At 58.9% G+C, this 18,321-nt stretch carries 20 protein-coding genes; 10 read left to right on the top strand and 10 right to left on the bottom strand.

Annotated elements, in window-relative coordinates; translation table 11 throughout:
• Nucleotides 1–77 precede the first annotated feature (77 nt).
• The 4 genes from ACSQ3J_RS12585 (at nucleotide 78) to ACSQ3J_RS12570 (ending at nucleotide 4,762) form a co-directional block, all read left to right on the top strand.
• Complete coding sequence (locus ACSQ3J_RS12585) at nucleotides 78–1,517, top strand: murein hydrolase activator EnvC family protein (RefSeq protein WP_060502552.1); 1,440 nt, start codon at nucleotides 78–80, stop codon at nucleotides 1,515–1,517.
• Entirely contained in the window at nucleotides 1,507–2,829 is a 1,323-nt protein-coding gene (locus ACSQ3J_RS12580; protein WP_060502551.1) for a S41 family peptidase, read from the top strand. The genes ACSQ3J_RS12585 and ACSQ3J_RS12580 overlap by 11 nt, the downstream gene beginning before the upstream one ends.
• Nucleotides 2,830–2,955: 126 nt before the next feature.
• Nucleotides 2,956–4,155 carry a divergent polysaccharide deacetylase family protein gene (locus ACSQ3J_RS12575; protein ID WP_060502550.1) on the top strand — a complete coding sequence of 400 codons (1,200 nt, stop codon included), beginning with the start codon at nucleotides 2,956–2,958 and terminating at the stop codon, nucleotides 4,153–4,155.
• 70 nt (nucleotides 4,156–4,225) lie between these two features.
• Complete coding sequence (locus ACSQ3J_RS12570; protein WP_060502549.1) at nucleotides 4,226–4,762, top strand: RNA pyrophosphohydrolase; 537 nt, start codon at nucleotides 4,226–4,228, stop codon at nucleotides 4,760–4,762.
• Between the two features lie 330 nt (nucleotides 4,763–5,092).
• Here ACSQ3J_RS12570 and bfr read toward each other — a convergent pair whose 3' ends face one another.
• From bfr to ACSQ3J_RS12545, 5 genes are all read right to left on the bottom strand, one after another.
• Nucleotides 5,093–5,578, bottom strand: a complete 486-nt coding sequence (gene bfr, locus ACSQ3J_RS12565) for a bacterioferritin (protein WP_060502840.1) — start codon at nucleotides 5,576–5,578, stop codon at nucleotides 5,093–5,095.
• Nucleotides 5,544–5,855, bottom strand: a complete 312-nt coding sequence (locus ACSQ3J_RS12560; protein WP_082511986.1) for a (2Fe-2S)-binding protein — start codon at nucleotides 5,853–5,855, stop codon at nucleotides 5,544–5,546. Before ACSQ3J_RS12560 ends, bfr begins: the two co-directional genes overlap by 35 nt.
• Before the next feature lie 324 nt (nucleotides 5,856–6,179).
• The gene (locus ACSQ3J_RS12555) at nucleotides 6,180–9,641 is read right to left on the bottom strand and encodes an error-prone DNA polymerase (RefSeq protein WP_060502547.1); all 3,462 of its coding nucleotides are present in this window, start codon (nucleotides 9,639–9,641) and stop codon (nucleotides 6,180–6,182) included.
• Nucleotides 9,638–11,215 carry a Y-family DNA polymerase gene (locus tag ACSQ3J_RS12550; RefSeq protein WP_436039341.1) on the bottom strand — a complete coding sequence of 526 codons (1,578 nt, stop codon included), beginning with the start codon at nucleotides 11,213–11,215 and terminating at the stop codon, nucleotides 9,638–9,640. Before ACSQ3J_RS12550 ends, ACSQ3J_RS12555 begins: the two co-directional genes overlap by 4 nt.
• On the bottom strand, nucleotides 11,097–12,026 hold the full coding sequence (locus tag ACSQ3J_RS12545) for an ImuA family protein (protein WP_060502545.1): 930 nt from the start codon (nucleotides 12,024–12,026) through the stop codon (nucleotides 11,097–11,099). Before ACSQ3J_RS12545 ends, ACSQ3J_RS12550 begins: the two co-directional genes overlap by 119 nt.
• Before the next feature lie 170 nt (nucleotides 12,027–12,196).
• On the opposite strand from ACSQ3J_RS12545, the gene ACSQ3J_RS12540 reads away from it, so the two are divergent.
• Nucleotides 12,197–12,631 (top strand): metallopeptidase family protein, encoded by a 435-nt coding sequence (locus ACSQ3J_RS12540; RefSeq protein ID WP_060502544.1) that lies wholly within the window; start codon nucleotides 12,197–12,199, stop codon nucleotides 12,629–12,631.
• A gap of 34 nt (nucleotides 12,632–12,665) precedes the next feature.
• On the opposite strand, the gene ACSQ3J_RS12535 is transcribed toward ACSQ3J_RS12540, so the two are convergent.
• Both ACSQ3J_RS12535 and ACSQ3J_RS12530 read right to left on the bottom strand, forming a co-directional pair.
• Entirely contained in the window at nucleotides 12,666–12,872 is a 207-nt protein-coding gene (locus ACSQ3J_RS12535; RefSeq protein WP_060502543.1) for a DUF1737 domain-containing protein, read from the bottom strand.
• Complete coding sequence (locus ACSQ3J_RS12530; RefSeq protein WP_060502542.1) at nucleotides 12,869–13,777, bottom strand: HpcH/HpaI aldolase/citrate lyase family protein; 909 nt, start codon at nucleotides 13,775–13,777, stop codon at nucleotides 12,869–12,871. Before ACSQ3J_RS12530 ends, ACSQ3J_RS12535 begins: the two co-directional genes overlap by 4 nt.
• Nucleotides 13,778–13,892: 115 nt before the next feature.
• On the opposite strand from ACSQ3J_RS12530, the gene ACSQ3J_RS12525 reads away from it, so the two are divergent.
• The 3 genes from ACSQ3J_RS12525 (at nucleotide 13,893) to ACSQ3J_RS12515 (ending at nucleotide 15,255) form a co-directional block, all read left to right on the top strand.
• The gene (locus ACSQ3J_RS12525) at nucleotides 13,893–14,138 is read left to right on the top strand and encodes a hypothetical protein (protein WP_060502541.1); all 246 of its coding nucleotides are present in this window, start codon (nucleotides 13,893–13,895) and stop codon (nucleotides 14,136–14,138) included.
• Between the two features lie 118 nt (nucleotides 14,139–14,256).
• The gene (leuD, locus tag ACSQ3J_RS12520) at nucleotides 14,257–14,862 is read left to right on the top strand and encodes a 3-isopropylmalate dehydratase small subunit (RefSeq protein WP_060502540.1); all 606 of its coding nucleotides are present in this window, start codon (nucleotides 14,257–14,259) and stop codon (nucleotides 14,860–14,862) included.
• 6 nt (nucleotides 14,863–14,868) lie between these two features.
• Nucleotides 14,869–15,255 carry a RidA family protein gene (locus tag ACSQ3J_RS12515; RefSeq protein ID WP_060502539.1) on the top strand — a complete coding sequence of 129 codons (387 nt, stop codon included), beginning with the start codon at nucleotides 14,869–14,871 and terminating at the stop codon, nucleotides 15,253–15,255.
• A 6-nt stretch (nucleotides 15,256–15,261) separates the two neighbouring features.
• Here the strand turns inward: ACSQ3J_RS12515 and ACSQ3J_RS12510 are convergent, their stop codons facing one another.
• Nucleotides 15,262–15,645, bottom strand: coding sequence for a hypothetical protein (locus tag ACSQ3J_RS12510; RefSeq protein ID WP_060502538.1), 384 nt, complete (start codon nucleotides 15,643–15,645; stop codon nucleotides 15,262–15,264).
• A 589-nt stretch (nucleotides 15,646–16,234) separates the two neighbouring features.
• On the opposite strand from ACSQ3J_RS12510, the gene ACSQ3J_RS12505 reads away from it, so the two are divergent.
• Together ACSQ3J_RS12505 and ACSQ3J_RS12500 are read left to right on the top strand one after the other, a co-directional pair.
• Entirely contained in the window at nucleotides 16,235–16,687 is a 453-nt protein-coding gene (locus ACSQ3J_RS12505) for a DoxX family protein (RefSeq protein ID WP_051980825.1), read from the top strand.
• A gap of 109 nt (nucleotides 16,688–16,796) precedes the next feature.
• On the top strand, nucleotides 16,797–17,627 hold the full coding sequence (locus tag ACSQ3J_RS12500; RefSeq protein ID WP_060502537.1) for an alpha/beta fold hydrolase: 831 nt from the start codon (nucleotides 16,797–16,799) through the stop codon (nucleotides 17,625–17,627).
• A gap of 143 nt (nucleotides 17,628–17,770) precedes the next feature.
• Here the strand turns inward: ACSQ3J_RS12500 and ACSQ3J_RS12495 are convergent, their stop codons facing one another.
• Nucleotides 17,771–17,947, bottom strand: a complete 177-nt coding sequence (locus ACSQ3J_RS12495; protein ID WP_156393924.1) for a hypothetical protein — start codon at nucleotides 17,945–17,947, stop codon at nucleotides 17,771–17,773.
• 123 nt (nucleotides 17,948–18,070) lie between these two features.
• The gene (locus ACSQ3J_RS12490; protein WP_156393925.1) at nucleotides 18,071–18,301 is read right to left on the bottom strand and encodes a hypothetical protein; all 231 of its coding nucleotides are present in this window, start codon (nucleotides 18,299–18,301) and stop codon (nucleotides 18,071–18,073) included.
• Nucleotides 18,302–18,321: the final 20 nt, after the last annotated feature.

The following is an 18,321-nucleotide window of genomic DNA, read 5'->3' as shown; positions in this document are numbered from 1 at the left end:
CGCGAAAGGCTGTTGGCTGAAACAGCCAAATCAGCGTAGGGTTTTGCTTAATTAGACAGCTGACAGCGAATGGCGGAATGACGAAAGGTGCGGCAGAGCAAGCGCGGAAAGAGCAACCGGGAAAGACCGGGTGGCTCTGTTTCCGCGCGGGCCTTTTGGCCACCGCGCTCCTATTTGCGACCAGCGCGCCGGCACAAACTGCGGAAACACCTGATCAGGGCCGACAAGACAAGGAAGAGCAGGGGCAGCCGCCTGCCGATCCAGCTGCTGACCTTACGCTCAAACGCGACAGCACCCGTAGCGAACTGGAAGCCCTGTCGAAGACCATCACGCTATCGAACGACCGCGCCGCGGAATTGCAGGCCGGCATCGCCGAGATCGAAAAGACCAATGAATCGCTGCGATCAGCATTGGTCGATTCCGCTAACAAGCGTAAAGCACTGGAACAGCAGATCGTCGATGGTGAAAACAAGCTGAATACGCTGCGGACAAAGGAAGATGCCGTGCACGCATCGCTGCGGGCCCGGCGCGGTGTGCTTGCCGAGGTCCTGGCAGCGCTACAGCGAATGGGACGCAATCCGCCACCGGCACTTTTGGTGACGCCTGAGGATGCGCTCGCCTCCGTGCGCAGCGCCATCCTGCTTGGCGCCGTTGTTCCCGGCATCCGGCACGAAACGGAAAATCTTGCCGCCGACCTCAAGGCGCTCGCCGGCGTTCGCAAGGACATCGTAGCGCAAAGAGAGGCGCTCGGTGACGACATGACGGCGCGGCTTGAGGAAGAGCGGCGCATGAACATGCTGATTGCCGAAAAAGAAAAACTCAAGCAGCGCAGCGCCACCGAACTCGCCTCAGAGCGTCACAAGGCCGAACAGCTTGCCACGCAGGCGACGAGCCTCGAAGGGCTGATCGGTTCGATCGAGAACGAGATCGCGTCCGTTCGCGATGCAGCGGCTGCAGCCAAGGCCGAAGAGGAAAACCGCAGGCTGATGTCGGAAGCGCAGCGCAATGAGGCCCGCGAACTGGCCAACAGCACGACGCCCGACAAAAACCGTATTGCGCCTGCATATGCGTTTTCGGACCTGCAGAAAAAGCTCGCGCTTCCCGTTGCCGGATCGATCCTGCGCAAGTTCGGCGATGCCGATGGCACGGGGCATTCGCTTCAGGGCATGATGCTTGAGACCAATGCGGGGGCTTTGGTGACTGCGCCATCGGACGGCTGGATCGTTTTTGCCGGCACGTTTCGCAGCTACGGCCAGATGATCATTCTCAATCCGGGCGACGGCTATCACGTCGTTCTCTCGGGTTTGGAAGGTGTGACAGTACAGCAGGGGCAGTTCGTCGTCGCCGGCGAACCGCTTGGCGCCATGGGTAACAAAAGAGTGGCTAGCGCCACCGCATTGGCGCTGGAAACCGAGCGTCCGACGCTTTACATTGAATTCAGGAAAGACGGAAAACCGGTTGATTCCCGACCATGGTGGACCGCAGCAGACACCGGAAAGGCACGCAATGATTCGTAGAACGTCACTTGTTCTGGTCGGGGCACTCATGGGTGCAGCGGCCACGGGCCTTGTATATTCCTCCATAGTTCCGGCCGTCGCCGCCAATCCGTCGACCTATCGCGAATTGTCGATTTTCGGTGACGTTTTCGAGCGCGTGCGTGCACAGTACGTGACCCCGCCGCAGGACGACAAGCTGATCGAGAATGCCATCAATGGCATGCTCTCCTCGCTGGACCCGCATTCGAGCTACATGAATTCGACAGATGCCGAAGATATGCGCACCCAGACAAAGGGTGAATTTGGCGGTCTCGGCATCGAAGTCACCATGGAAGACGATCTCGTCAAGGTGACGAGCCCGATCGATGATACCCCGGCCGCCAAGGCTGGCGTTCTCGCCGGTGACTTCATTTCGAAGATCGACGGCGCTGACGTGCGCGGCCTCAAGCTCGAGGAAGCCGTAGACAAGATGCGTGGCGCGGTCGGCAAGCCGATCAAGCTGACCATCCTGCGCAAGGGCGCTGACAAGCCGATCGAACTGACGATCATTCGCGACATCATTGCCGTTCGCGCCGTCAAGTTCCGCACGGAAGACGATGTCGGTTATGTCCGCGTCATTTCCTTCACGGAAAAGACCTATGACGACCTGAAGAACGCAATCGAAAAGATCAAGACGCAGGTTCCGGCTGATAAGCTCAAGGGCTATGTGCTCGATCTGCGCCTCAACCCGGGCGGTCTGCTCGACCAGGCGATCAACGTCTCCGACGCTTTCCTGGAGCGTGGCGAAGTGGTTTCGACTCGCGGCCGCAACCCTGACGAAACGCGCCGCTTCAATGCGACGCCGGGCGACCTGACCGATGGCAAGCCAGTGATCGTTCTCGTCAACGGCGGTTCGGCTTCGGCATCGGAAATCGTTGCCGGCGCCCTGCAGGATCTGAAGCGCGCCACAGTTCTCGGCACGCGTTCGTTCGGCAAGGGCTCGGTCCAGACGATCATCCCGCTCGGCGAAGCTGGCGCGCTGCGTCTGACCACCGCGCTCTACTACACGCCATCGGGCAAATCGATCCAGGGCACCGGCATTTCGCCTGATATCAAGGTCGAACAGCCGCTTCCACCAGAACTGCTCGGCAAGGTCGAAACGACGAGTGAGTCCAGCCTGCGTGGCCATATCAAGGGCCAGAGTGAAAACGAGGAAGGCTCCGGCTCCGTCGCTTACGTTCCGCCGGAAGCCAAGGACGACCTGCAGCTGAACTATGCGCTCGACCTCCTGCGCGGCAAGAAGACGGATCCGGCTTTCCCGGCCAATCCGGAAAAGGCCGAACTGAAGCCATAACATCCACTGAAAATGTGGATGGCCTGATACTCTTCGCCGCCTGGCTCCGGCCGGGCGGCGGTTTCGATTCTTAAGGGAACGCCACCAAGGCTTCCGTCACCGCAACTCAGATCGATAGAGGCCCTCTTGGGAACAGATCTCAACGCTCCTCTTGGTCAAAACCGCAAGACGCGCGCCTCCAAAGCTGAAAAATCCAGCCTGACATTCGGCCGCCTGTCCCTTGGCCTCGCTGCCTTGGCATTGATCGGCATTTCCGCGTGGGCAGTGCTGAAACCGACCGGCCTGATCATTCCGCCAGAAACGCAGACTGTGGCGGATGCTGCCCAACCGAATGAAAAGAGGGTGGCAGAGCCCAACACCACCCCGCTCAAGCAGCAGAAGACAAGCGGCGCGCTTTCCGGCGCCCATGTCGAGGAAACGCTGACCGATAACGGCTCCATCGTCACCAAGTTCTCCCCAAAGCAACGCGATGGCGATGGCCCCGCCTTCATCGAGGTCGGCCGCACCAAAGGTCAGGACCCGCGCCTTGCCACCTTCCCGAATGAGGATCTCTTGGAAGACAGTCCGGAGGGGCGTCTACCGATCACCGGCCCTGATGGTCTACGGCCGATGGATCAATATGCGCGGCCATGGTCGGGAGCACGTGGCATCCGCATCGCAATCGTGGTCGGCGGTCTCGGGCTCAGCCAGACGGGAACGCAGAATGCCCTGCGTCAGCTTTCCCCCGATGTCACGATGGCCTTTGCCGCAACCGGCAACAGCCTGCAACGCTGGATGCAGGAGGCCCGTCGCACCGGCCATGAAATCCTTTTGCAGATTCCTTTTGAACCTTTCGATTACCCGGACAACAATCCCGGCCCACACACGCTTCGCGTCGGGCTCGATGCGAAGAAGAACCTGTCTGAACTGCACACCTCGCTGGCACAGATCACCAACTATACCGGCATCATGAATTTCCTCGGTGGCCGTTTTCTCTCGGACGCGGATGCGCTGGAGCCGGTGATGCGCGACATCGGTAGACGCGGGCTGCTCTTCCTCGATGATGCGACATCGGCACAGACCCTGACTGGAACGCTGGCCGGCACGATCGGCGTCCCGCACGGTTTTGCCGACATGGTTGTCGACGATCAGATTGACCGCACGGCGATCCTGAAGAAACTCGATGAACTCGAACGCATCGCCAGGCGCAATGGCGGCGCCATCGGCGTCGCCTCGGCCTTCGACGAAAGCGTTGCAGCCATTTCCCAGTGGATGGATGAGGCAAGCACACGCGGCATCGAATTTGTCGGCGTTTCGGCGCTCGTCAAGGATCCGCAACAGCAATAGCGTAGATTTGGTTGAGCCGCGCGAACCTCGTTGTTGCGGCATGCAAGGCAGATAGACAAGGGGCAGGCACATGAGCAAGGACAAATCGAAACCGGTAAAGGCGGACGACTTGCCGTATCGCCCCTGCGTCGGGATCATGGTACTCAACCGTGAGGGGCTCGTCTGGGCAGGACGACGGATTCCGATCGGCAATTCCGAATATGACGGCTCGGCGCAACTCTGGCAGATGCCGCAAGGCGGCATCGACAAGGGCGAGGATCCACTGAAGGCTGCCTATCGCGAACTCTACGAAGAAACCGGCATGACCACCGTCTCGCTGCTTGCCGAAGCACCGGACTGGATCAACTACGATCTGCCTGCCCATCTGATGGGTATCGGTCTCAAGGGCAAATATCGTGGCCAGACCCAGCGCTGGTTCGCCTTCCGCTTTGAAGGCGGCGAATCCGAAATCGCCATCAACCCACCGCCAGGCGGCCATGAACCGGAATTCGACGAATGGGCGTGGAAGCCGATGCACGAATTGCCAGGCCTGATCGTGGCGTTCAAGCGCGGTGTTTACGAGGATGTCGTGGCGGCGTTCGGACATCTGGCTGCATCGTCACGATAGATAAAAACGCGCGTCCACGTTTCGAAAGAGCGCTGCCGGTCAAGATCGGAAAACAGCGTCGATCATTTGACGTGCCAACCCGCCAGTTCCTGTGGTCGGGCACTTGAGTGCCCTCTTGTCGATACCAGCGAGTAGCGAGGGCCACCCCCAAATACCCAGCGGCCGCCCAGGGAGATTTCCGGCAAACGACAACAAGGTCCAATATGAAGGCGGCTTCCAGCGTAGAGCCGTGAGCTGACGGCTTCCACGCACATCCCGGCGGGCCACTGGTTTTCGATGTCAGCAAAACGCCCGCCACGGAACCGGGGCGGGCGTTTTGCTGAGTGAGGCTTATTCGGCTTCGTTGGCCGGAGCTGCGTTGAGCTGGCCGTATTTCTCGGCGCCGATCTTGTTGAACAGATCGAGCTGGGTTTCGAGGAAGTCGATATGGCCTTCCTCGTCCATCAGCAATTCTTCGAACAGCTTCATGGACACGTAATCTCCCGCATCATGACAGATATCGCGGGATTTCTTATAGGCTGCGCGGGCGTCGTATTCGCCAGCGAGATCGGCTTCCAGGACTTCCTTGACCGACTGGCCAATACGAAGCGGTGCGACCGTCTGCAGGTTGGGATGACCTTCGAGGAAGATGATGCGCGAAACAAGCTTGTCCGCGTGCTGCATCTCTTCGATGGATTCGGCCCGCTCCTTCTTGGCGAGAAGCGTGTAGCCCCAATCGTCAAGCAGGCGATAGTGAACCCAATACTGGTTGACGGCACCGAGTTCGAGATACAGCGCTTCGTTAAGCTGCTCGATGACTTTTTTGTCGCCTTTCAAGATCCGCTCTCCTGTTTTCTTCATGGAATTGTTTGAGGCGGGTCATGAAATCAAATATCTGGTCGCCCGTCGAGGGGCGGCCGGCGTGATATTGCTCGGTGGTGCGGATGATGATGTCGACGACATTCGGGAAACAGCCGCAGCAACGGCCGCGTTTTTCCATCGCATGATAGACTTTTGCAGGCACGATAAGCTGCCAACAGTCCTCATCGAGCATCTCGATGATGGTGTCTTGAATGTCCTTATCGGTGATAAAATTGCAGCTACAAACCAGCATTTCCGTCTGCCCGTGATACGCAACGCACTGAATTCAAGCCATAAAGCAAAAGCGGATATTTAGTGTCAACAAAAAAGACCTCCCAGATGAGGTGGCAAATGAGCGGCACAACATTAGATCAATTCCAAACTTGATAAAAAACATCGCCTTTTCATTGGCTTAGTATTAGAGGTTTCTTTCTGTTGCGCCTTTTTGGCAGAATTCAAGTTTTCTTGAGCGGCAAAAATTCCATACAATTTTTGTTACAATGATGTGGAAATTGACCTGCTGAATCCAAATCACCGATCTCAGCTCAGCAATGTGCATGCTCCTGTACTGCAAATGTCAGTGAAAATTTCGCCCTTTCGGCATGACGGCTGCGGTCTCGGCGGTATCACTGCGACGAGTGACGTTGCGTGCCTGCGTGTCAGGCGAGAATCCTTCCATCCCGCTTGACCGTCTCTTCTGCCGATGATCGGCTGTCGGGCGCAGGACCTCGTCTGCTCGCTCGCATGCGCCAAAACGGCGGGCCTCGCGCTGCAGCAGGCCCAGCATTGGCTTCATATCCTCGATATGATCGGCCACGACGTGAATGACCCCGCTTTCACATTGCAGCTTGCCCCTGATTTTCACCAACCGGGCGTTCATGACAACGGAGCGGTACCGGTCGAATGTCTTGGACCAGACGATAGCATTGGCAACGCCGGTTTCGTCTTCCAGCGTCATGAAGATCACCCCCTTGGCGGATCCCGGCCTTTGGCGAACCAGCACAAGCCCGGCAATAGTGACAAACTGCCCGTTCCGCACATCCAGAAGCTTCCTGTTCGGCAGGATACCCATGCCGGCAAATTCATCGCGCAGGAAGGAAACCGGGTGCGCTTTCAGCGAGAGCGACAGATAGCGATAATCCTCAATAACCTGTTCGCCCGGCAGCATGTCCGGCAGGCGGGTTTTCGGCTCCAGCCGAAGATCGGCGCGATCCGCACGGTCGAACAAAGGCAGATTGTCAGCCGCACTTTTGGTATCCAATCCCCGCACGGCCCAGAGTGCTTCCCGCCGCGACAGCCCGATGGAGCCGAAGGCGTCGGCATCCGCCAGCCGCTCGATATCGGATTTCTGCAATCCCGACCGCAGCCAAAGATCGCGCACGGAGAGATAACGCTCACCGCGATTGGCGACGAGCGCGATCATATCCGGCTCCGAAAGACCCTTCACCTGCCGGAAACCAAGCCGCACCGCTCTTTTCGTCCTGATGCTTTCCCGCATCGAAAGATGCCGCTGATCAATCATATCCGGATCGAACCCCGCCTCTTCCAACAGGCAATCCCACTCCGAAATATTGACGTCAACCGGCCGCACCGTGACCCCATGTTCCCGTGCATCACGAACCAGTTGCGACGGCGCATAAAAGCCCATCGGCTGCGAGTTCAACAAGGCTGCACAGAAGACGTCGGGGTAATAGGCTTTGATCCAGGAGGACGCATAGACAAGCAGCGCAAAGGAGGCGGCATGGCTTTCCGGAAAGCCATACTCGCCGAACCCTTCGATCTGCTTGAAACAGCGCTCCGCAAAATCACGCGTATATCCATTGGCCACCATGCCATCGACCATATCGTCTTTGAACGAGTTAACCTGCCCGGAACGCTTGAACGTTGCCATGGAGCGGCGGAGGCGATCGGCTTTCGCGGGCGAAAACTTCGCGGCGGTAATGGCAATCTGCATGGCCTGCTCCTGGAAAAGCGGCACACCAAACGTCCGCTCCAGAATGGGCCTCATCTCCTCCTTGGGATAATCGATCTTGAACCCGGGAAGATGAGACTGCCCACGGCTCTTCAGATAGGGATGCACCATATCTCCCTGGATAGGGCCGGGCCGGACGATCGCAACCTCGATGACCAGGTCATAAAATATGCGGGGACGAAGGCGCGGCAACATGCTCATCTGCGCCCGGCTTTCGATCTGAAAGACTCCGATCGTATCGGCCCGGCACATCATGTCGTAGACCGGCTTGCCATCCTCGTGATCCTTGTTGCCGAGATCCGCCAGCGTCTTGCTGACACCATAGTGAGACCTCAGAAATTCAAAGGCTTTGCGCAGGCAGGTGAGCATTCCCAAAGCCAGGATATCGACCTTCAGAATGCGAAGATTGTCGAGATCGTCCTTGTCCCACTCAACCATGTACCGGTCCAGCATGGCCGTGTTCATGATCGGAACGACCTCATCAAGCCGGTCCTTGGTGATGACAAAACCACCGACATGCTGTGTGAGGTGCCGGGGAAAGCTCATGAGTTGTGTCGCGTAGTGAAGAACATTCCGGGTAACAGGGTCGGAGAGATCGAGACCCGCTGCCTTTGCCTCGCGCTCAGACAAATCCTCTGCCGACCAGCCCCACACCGTGCTGGCAAGAGCCGATTGCACATCCTCCGAAAGCCCGAAGGCCTTGGCCACCTCGCGGCCAGCAGACCGGGCACGGTAGCTCGTCACCGCTGCGGTCAGGCCGGCGTGCTCCTTGCTATACGTGCTATAGATATACTGGATGACCTCTTCCCGTCTGTCGTGTTCAAAATCGACATCGATATCCGGCGGCTCATCCCGGTCCATCGACAGAAACCGGTCGAAGAGAAGCGTGCTTTTCTCCGGGTTGACCTCGGTAATCTCCAAGCAATAGCAGATGACGGAATTTGCCGCTGAACCGCGTCCCTGACAGAGGATCTTCAATTCATAACGGGCATGCTGGATGATCTTGTAAACCGTCAGGAAATAGGGGGCATATTCCTTGTCGCGGATAAGCTTCAGCTCATAGCCGATCTGGGTTTTGACTTTATCCGGAATGCTTTCCGGGTAGCGTTTCCGCGCGCCCTCCCACGTCAAGCGCTCAAGCATGTCGGATGGTGGTTCTCCTTCATCGCCTTCATCCGGATAATTGTGTTTCAGTTCATCCAGCGAAAAGGACAGGCTTTTGAAGAGTTTTTGCGTGTTGGCGATGGCCTGCGGATAGGCGCGGAACAGCCGCGCCATTTCACGTGAATCCTTGAGGTACCGTTCGGCATTGGGGGCGAGCCGGAAACCGGCCTGCGTAACCGGCACGTGCTCGCGAATGGCGGTAACGATGTCTGACAGAGGGCGGCGGGATATGTGGTGATAGAGCGGCTGGTTACTGGCAATCAGTGGCACGCGGTTGCGGGCGGCAAGCAGGGAGAGCGTCGCAAAAACCTCTGCATCCCGTCCGTCATAGGCGGGCGACAAAACCATAAAGAAGGCCTCGCGAAAGCGTTCTCTCAGGCGAGCAAGACAGCCTTCCAGCTTTTCTTGTGCTCCCGCATCGCCCACGAGAGAAGGGGAGGGAATGAGGGCAAGCATCATCTCGTCCCCCCATTCCATGAGATCATCCTCGTTGAGAATGCACGATCCCTTTTGAGCTCTGAGATTCCCGGCGCTGAGCAAGCGGCAGAGGTGCCCCCATCCCCTCCTGGTTTGGGGGTAGGCGAGAACGTCCGGCGTGCCGTCGGAAAAGACCAGCCGGGCGCCCGGCTGAAAAGGCACGGCTTCGAGAGGCCGCTTCTGTTCCTCTCCCTTTTTACAAAGGGTCAGATTTTCCTGAATTGTCTTTGCGTGCTCCTCCTTGAGTGCCTTGATCTGCGCATGGGCGCGAACCACACCTGCAACGGAATTACGGTCGGCAATCCCGATGCCCGAGAGGTGCAAGAGCGCGGCTTGCATCACCATCTCCTCAGGTTTCGATGCCCCTTCGAGGAAGGAGAAATTCGAGCGGGCACCGATCTCGAAAAATTGGGGTTCCGCACTCATGCGAAAATTCCGTGCATGAACCAGCGCGGTGACGGCAACTGGCCGTAAAGCCCCTCGCGGTAGAGCCAGAAGCGATGACCGGTATCGTCCTCAATGCGGAAATAATCCCGCGACTGCGCATCCGCGCCATCGACCCACCACTCCATGGCAAGCCGTTCCGGCCCTTGGCTGCGGGAGACGCGGTGCGTCACGCGGCGCCAATGAAAGCTTTGCGGTGGTCCCTCCGGCACTTCGGCCAGGGAGACCTCTACCAGCTCCGGCCGGCGGAAAAGCCTGAGTGGGCGTTCGCTACGGGACCAGGGAAAAACGCCTGCGGCCGGTTTCTTGCCCGGTGTGAACGCATGGATGGCCGGGTTCGCGGCCACCGCCCGTTCCGGCACATGGCTTTCGCACAATTGAAAACTCTGCAGGCAATCCGCGCCGAGGCGGGCTGACACGCGATCGACAAACCCTGCGAGAGAGACATCCTTTTGCCGGGCACCGTCAAAATCCTCCTGCGGTGTATCAAAGGCTTCATACCGCATGACGTTCAGCCGCAGGATTTCAAACCCATAGCCGGCATCCAGATCATCATGAACGGCTTGAAGACGTTCGGAAAACAGTCCGGCGATCCGCTTCGGATCCTGCAATGGCTGCGAGACACCGGCGGCGATGCGAAAGACCCGGCCATCGACCCTAAACAGCATGAGTTCGAAAGCCCGCCCGCCCGCGCCGCGCTCTTCCAGGCTTGTTTTCAGCGACAGGGCGATCTGCCCGGTCAAATAGAGGATATCCTCCTCCGCCTGGACAGGTTCGATCAGGCGCCGCTCGGCAGAAAGACTGGCGACGGGACGGCGTGGAGACACCGGCTCTTCATCACGGCCGAGCGCCTGATCAAGCCGCAGCAGCAGTTTCGCTCCGAAACGCCGCGCAAGGGGCGCTCGTGGCGCCATGATGAGATCACCGACCTGCTTCAATCCAAGCTTCTGGAGTGAGGCGACCGTCTGCTCCTCCAGCCGGAGAGACGCGACCGGCAAGGGTGCCAGCACGAGCTCCATGTCCTCCTCGGCGATGACGCCACCGCTCCCGAAGCGGGAGGCCGCCCAGGAAAGACCCGGCGCCGAAGAGATGGCGCCGCGCGCATCGATACCCATCTGGAAGAGGCGCAAGAGAATGTCCTTGAGCAGCGCCTGCTCGCCGCCGAAGAGATGGGAACTGCCGGTAATATCAAGAAACAGCCCATCCCGGCCATCAAGCGCCACCAACGGCGTGTAGCGGTCGCACCAGTCGGCAATGCCATCGAGCAGGCGGCGATCGGCGGCCAGATCTTCTTCCATGACCTCAAGCCTGGGACACATGGCGCGCGCCTCCGCCACGCCTTGGCTTTTCTTGAGGCCAATCGCTTCCGCCACCTCGTCAAGCGCCGTCAGCCGCATGGCATTGTTGAGCCGCCCGGAGCAGACGATGGGCGGGGCGTCAGGACGCCCGCTCAAGCGCCAGGACAGACCCCACTTCTTGCGGGCGATCCGGTCGGTTGACAGGTGCGGGAAGGCGAGGGCCAGAATGCGCTGGGAGCTTGCGCGCAGACCGAGCATGGTCTGGCTCGCGGGCGGGGAGAAACTGACGGTCATGGGGATTCCACTCCAGAAGCAGGGAGACAGGGGCCGGATTTCGGCTTTTCTCCAGGGTGAGACGGAAAACCGGGTTGCCGATGCTGCCGCCAAGCATCGACCGATCCGGCAAAAAGCGGCTTGTTGCGGGCGCGGGTTCAACCAGAAAGCGGAAAGGTGCGCTGCTTGCCTCTTCCTCTCCGGACTGACGCAGGAGGAGGAGCGGGCGCCCTGCCATCTTTGCCCGCAGACTCAGCCGCCGGCTTTCGGTCAGGCCGAAATGGGCCGGATTGCCTTTGACCTCCAATATGCTGACTGAAAAGGCACCGCTTTCGACGGCGGTTTCCGCAAGCCAGAGCGCCTCCTCCAGCCGGCGCGGAGCAGCGTGCAGGAAACGCTCCGGCTTCACTCCGAAATCCGCAAGCCCGAGCGCATAGGGAATGCCTGTTTCCATCGATGTAACGGCATCGCTGATCCACAGAACCGGCGAGCGATCCTCATCCGGCATACGCTGCAGCAGGGCGGCAAGCGCCAATGCAAAACCAGTTGCCGCCGTTGCATCGCGCATCAGTTGCGAGCGGATTTCAGTCATGCCATTTAGGGCCAACCCGCCTTCCATGGCATGATCAAGCGCCGCTATCCCCAGCGGAACACGGTGGATTTCCCTTTGTTTTGCATAGCCGCTTTCACCGTCCAAAGCCTCCTGCCTCGCGGCGACGATGGAGCTACCCTCCAGCCTTGATATCTCTTCGCGGAGCGCAAAAAGACGCTCGCGCGTCATGGGCGTCTGCACCATGACGTCACTCCAATTCAGATTGTTCCTGTTATGTTCTTATAGATTCCAGAGCTTCAAAGAAGAGTCAACGGGATTCTCTAAGAATTTATTCCTTGACAGAGGGCATTCAAATTCAACCCTCGAAAAACGCTGGGGAAATAGCTATATCAGGGGGCAAGCAAGGAGTGCCCATGGCCCGCATAGACCAGAGCGACGATTGGCGAGACCGCCACGCGCCGACAATCAGCACATTCGAATCCCTGGCGCTGGAGGCTTACAGCCACCTGCCGGAGGAATTCCGGGCGCTGGCAACCGATCTGACCATCGAGATCAATGATTTTCCAGACGAGGACGTTTTCGAGGACATGGCGCTGGAAACGCCGTTCGATCTGCTTGGATTGTTCGAGGGGCGCGGCATCGGCGAGCGCTTCACCATGGAAACCGGCGAGATGCCGAACCGGATCATTCTCTACCGCCGGCCGATCCTCGACTATTGGGCCGAGAACGAAGAGACGCTGGGCGATATCGTCACCCATGTGCTGATCCACGAGATCGGCCATCATTTCGGCCTGTCAGACGACGACATGGAGCGGATCGAGGAAAGCGTCGAGCATGTCGGCGGCTGAGATGGCTTGAACCATCCCAGCCGGCCTTGAAGGCTCAGTGTTCGGAGAGCTTGGTGTCGGGGGTATATTCCTTGCCCTCGACATTCTTGATGACGGCCTGGCCGCACATCATCACCTTGGCTTCCTTGTTCCAGGCATAGGTCGGCGAACCATAGAGGTCCCAACCCTTGTTGAGGGCGGCGGTAACCTTGTGGCAGAAGGTGGCGTCATCGACGGCAGTCAGCAGGCGGTAGAGTTTCAAGAGTTTTTTCCTTTTGTGGTGATGGCATCAGCCTTTGCGGCGAGCCGCAGGGCTTGATCCAGATGAAGGCGCTCGACCATCAGGCCGTTGAGATTGATGACGGCTTTATCCCTATTTTCCGGGAGCGCGAAGGCATCAATGATGGATCTGGCCTCGGCAAGGGCGGTACCGGCCACACCGAAGGCGCTGTTGGCCGGGCCGATCTGGGCCGGGTGGATCAGCATCTTGCCATCAAAGCCCATGTCGCGGCCCTGGGTGCACTCGGCCGCAAACCCGCTCTCATCCCGGAAATCGTTGAAGACGGCATCGATGATATCAAGGCCGCAGCTGCGGGCGGCGAGCAGGATCTGCATCAGCCAGGCAATCAGGTAGGTGCGGCCGAGCAGGGCAGGCACGCCGGTTTCCTTGCGCAGGTCGTTCAACCCCGGCACGAAACAATCGAGCCTGCCGCCGCGGGTGCGGCCGGTTTCGGCAATCGCCGCTGCATTCAGCACGCCGCGCGGGGTCTCGATCATCGCCCAGAGGCGAACGCTATCCGGCGCATCGTTTTCCGACAGGATATCGACGACCGCCTGGATATCCTGCGGACTTTCGACCTTGGGAAGCAGGATGGCATCGGGGGACAGCGTCAGCGCGAAGGCCAGATCCTTTTCACCGAAGGGTGTCTTCAGATCGTTGATGCGGACAATCACTTCGATATCGCTGCGGCGCTCCCGCTTCAGATGATCGGCCAGTATCTGGCGGGCGGCAACCTTGTTGTCGATGGAGACCGCATCCTCGAGATCGTAGATCACCGCGTCGCAGGCAAGGCTGGCGATCTTGGCAAGGGCGCGGCCATTGTCGGCGGGCACACACAGGACCGAGCGGCGCAGACGGGCGGGGTGGCGATCGTTGAGCGAATTCATGAGGGCTTTTGTGCCCGGCTTTCGCCATTTTCGCAAGGCAGGCATGTGATACGGAAGTAGGTCTTGCAACGCGGCGCGGGCGAACCCACATTTCAGGCAACGAAAGGTGACGACAATGCAAAGCATACGCTCTCTCCTCCTGACGATCGCAGGCATCGCGTTCACGCTGATGGCCTTCGTGTTTACCGCATCGCTTGGCCTCGCCCTGATCGGCATCGCCTCGGTGGTGATGATCGGCACGACGATTGCAGCACGGCTGGCGCCCAAGCCTGTGCGCGCCACGGTGAACCGCAATTCCACCCGCCAGAGCCGCGAACCGCGCATCTGGAATGATGGCCGCGGCACGATCATCGATCTCTAAAGGCCGCGTTGCGGGCTTTCCGGCGACCCGGAATAAGATTCTCCTTCATTTCGGCATGAAATTGCTCTAAACGCTGGGCGGAAATTTTTCCGCCCCGTTGAAATCGAAGGCCATAGCCATGGACAAGTTCGTCAAGCTCACCGGCGTTGCTGCGCCTCTCCCCGTCGTCAATGTCGACACGGACATGATCATTCCGAAGGATTACCTGAAGACGATCAAGCGCACGGGGCTCGGCACCGGCCTTTTCGCGGAAGCCCGCTATCATGAAGACGGCTCGGTCAACGAGGATTTCGTCCTCAACAAGCCCGCCTACCAGAATGCCAAGATCCTCGTTGCCGGCGACAATTTCGGCTGCGGCTCGTCGCGCGAACATGCCCCGTGGGCGCTGCTCGACTTCGGCATCCGCTGCGTCATCTCGACCTCGTTTGCCGACATCTTCTACAATAACTGTTTCAAGAACGGTGTACTGCCGGTGGTCGTTTCGCCGGAAGACCTGGAAAAGCTGATGGATGACGCCTCGCGCGGCTCCAACGCCATCCTGACGGTCGATCTGGAAAACCAGGAAATTACCGGTCCGGACGGCGGCAAGATCACCTTCGAACTCGATGCATTCCGTCGCCATTGCATGCTGAACGGCCTCGACGATATCGGCCTGACGCTGGAAAAGGCCAGCGCCATCGACACATTCGAAAAGGCCAATGCCGCCTCGCATCCCTGGGCCTGATCCGAGATGCCCAGCCCGCGAAAACTGATCTCTTCCGGCTCGCCGTTTGAAAAGACGGCGGGTTATTCGCGGGCTGTCGTGCAGGGCGACTGGTGCTTCGTTTCCGGCACGACCGGATACGACTACCAGACGATGACCATGCCGCAGACGGTGGAAGAGCAGACCCGTAACTGCCTGAAGACGATCGAGGCGGCGCTCATTGAGGCCGGTTTCTCGCTCAAGGATGCGGTGCGCAATCACTATTACGTTACCGATGCCACCTTTGCCGATATCGTTTTCCCGATCCTTGGCGAGGCCTTCGGCGATATCCGCCCGGCAGCGACAATGGTGGTCTGCGACCTGATCCGTCCGGAAATGCTGATCGAGATTGAAGTCACCGCCTTCAAGGGCTGACATGGATCAGCCTTCGACGAAGGGTGGCCCCAAAGGTTCTTCCAATCCAGCCTTTGCCAGCTCCTGATGATAGTAGAGAAACACGCGACGCCGGAAGGTGATCATCTCGCGCTCCTCATCCGTTTTTGCCATTGCAAGACCCGCCGCGAACGCCTCTGGAGTAGCCAGCTCGACCGTATAGGTCACAAAATCCAGCATCTCCCTGGTTTCCTCGGTTTTCATGGGGCGGATGCATAAAAGCAATCCGCTTGCCGCCACCTTGCCGAGGCAATGACCATCGCGCCGGCAGCGGCGGACACGGCAGCGGAGATGATTGAGCCAGACCGTGGTCGCCACGCGCAGGAAGACCTCCGATGAAGGCGAGCGGGGCGGAGGCTTGATATAGGGCATACCGGTTTTCCTCTTATCGGCTGATCGGACGGCAGCAAGAAACATCCCCGGGCGGTGTCCGCCGTGGTTTTGAAAACATGCACTCAATCGGACGGGGCACTGGAAACCGTCTCTAATGAGTTAATATAATTGACGCCTTCCAGCGCCCCGTTTGGCGTTCTCTCGGGAGCTCTCCTCCCTACAGACCCCGACTGCAGATTCTCTGACCCGGGACGATCGACGCGACATAGATTTCCGGTTCCGGCGTTCAGCATCACGGTTCCGGTACATCACGCTCCTCATCCCGGCATGCGTGCCACACAGGCACACCCGCCCCAGAAGGACAGGGGGAATCCATTTTCCGGGGGCTCTCCTTCCGGTCCGCCTGACGTTCGCAGCCTCCTTGCGAGAGACGGCGAAGCTTCACGTGGAGCGCCAGCCCTGCCTCGCCGCAAACGCCTTGCGGTGTATCCGTGACAGAACCCCATGATCATGACACGGTTTTTCAAAGCGGGGATTTTGGAGGAAGACGATTCCGATAAAACTGTTCGATTTCAACGCGCGGACATGTAGCATCGCGTTTGAACGTCCACGCCAGAAGGGGAAAACCATGCTTTTGAGAATGGAAGCCAAACTTGCCGGTGTCTGCACGCCGGTTTTCACCAGCCATCCAATCCGCTGGCTGGGGCTTTTGGCACTTTGTTCAATCTTCATCCTGAGCGGCGTGACCAAGCTCATGGACTTCAACGCCGCTGTCGCCGAGATGGAGCGATACGCGCTTTTACCGGCCAGGCCGATTGCCGCCGTGGTCATCCTCTTCCAGCTGAGCGCTTCGGTCATGGTCATCAGCGGTTTCATGCGGTGGATCGGCGCTCTGTCTCTGGCCCTGTTTACAGTGGCTGCCACATTCATTGCGCTGCGCTTCTGGGAAATGCCGATGGGACAGGAGCGTTTCATGGCGATGAACTTCTTCTTTGAACATCTCGGGCTGGCCGGAGCCTTTCTTCTTGTCGCCTGGTACGATCTGCACAAATGGCGCCGGGGCGAAAAGGACTGGAGCTGATCTGCAAATCCCTGCTTACTTGCTAATTTTATGATATTGCCGCCGGCATGAACGACAGGCATTCTGCTGCCGTGCCTTTCACCCCGTCCTCCCAGAAGGAAATACACGAATGAGCAGCATCACCACAAACGACGGAACGGAAATCTTCTACAAGGACTGGGGGCCGCGCGACGCCCAGCCGATCGTCTTCCATCACGGCTGGCCACTCAGTGCTGACGACTGGGACAATCAGATGCTCTATTTTCTGGCGCAGGGGTTCCGCGTCATCGCGCATGACCGGCGCGGCCATGGGCGCTCGACGCAAACATCGACCGGCCACGAAATGGATACCTATGCTGCCGACGTAGCAGCACTTGCCGATGCGCTCGACCTCAAGAACGCTTTCCATGTCGGACACTCCACCGGCGGCGGGGAGGTCGTCCACTATGTGGCGCGCGCCAAGCCGGGCCGCGTCGGAAAGGCTGTCATCGTCGGCGCCGTACCGCCCGTCATGGTGAAATCCGAGAAAAACCCCGGCGGATTGCCGATCGACGTCTTCGACGGCCTGCGCAGCGCGCTGGTGGCAAATCGCGCCCAGTTCTTCATCGATGTGCCAACCGGCCCGTTCTACGGCTTCAACCGCCCAGGCGCCAAGGTTTCCCAAGGGCTGATCGACAACTGGTGGCGGCAGGGAATGATGGGCGCTGCCAATGCCCATTACGAGTGCATCAAGGCCTTTTCCGAGACCGATTTCACCGAGGACCTCAAGAAGATCGACGTTCCGGTGCTTGTGCTGCACGGAACCGACGACCAGATCGTTCCTTATGACGACTCTGCCCCGCTCTCGGCAAAACTGCTGAAGAACGGAACGCTGAAGAGCTATGACGGGCTTCCGCACGGCATGCTCTCGACCCATCCGGAGATTGTCAATCCGGATATGCTGGCGTTTTTCAAGGGGTAAGAGCACTGGCGGCATATCAGCCCCTCATCCGCCCTGTTGGGCACCTTCTCCCCGTTTTGACGGGGAGAAGGGACAAGCCGCACTAAAAATCCGGCTACAGGGACAGCCGGGCTTTCAAGAAAAACGTCAGAAACAGCGGGCGCTTATTCGCAGACACGGACCTTCTTGACGATCAGATTGCCGTCATAATCGTAGGTTCTGACCTTCTTGACGTGGCAATAGGGCCGGCAGTCGTCGCTGTAATAGCCAGCCTGCGAGGGGACTGCGAAAGAAGCGGCGGCAATGACGGCAACGGCGGCGGTCAGAACGAACTTGCGCATGCGGGGTCTCTCCTTGAGATCGTGTGGATGAGCTTCCCTCATCCCGTGACAGGACAATCCCACAGGCCGGATACCGGCGCTGTTCCGGATGGAACAGGATCCCCTTATCTTCGCGGCCTGCCATCAAACAGAAGCAAGTCCAGCGTGCGCCGCAGGATGACGGTTATGGAGTAGATGAGTTTGCGCATTGGTTGTTCCATCGGCAAGACCGGAGAGATATCCGGCCGATGGAGAATCCCACAGCTGCGCAAGGCCATTCGTTCCGGCGGGAACTGACATTTCGCGCACAATTCTTTCCAAAACTGCATTTTCCTTGAACGGAAGTTGCGTTAAGAACGCGCCAACATCTGACACGCCCACCCTTCGATATGAGG

The sequence above is a fragment of the Rhizobium sp. LjRoot98 genome (genome assembly GCF_964252935.1).
Taxonomy (GTDB): Bacteria; Pseudomonadota; Alphaproteobacteria; order Rhizobiales; family Rhizobiaceae; genus Pararhizobium.
This window is presented reverse-complemented; position numbering and strand designations above follow the sequence as displayed.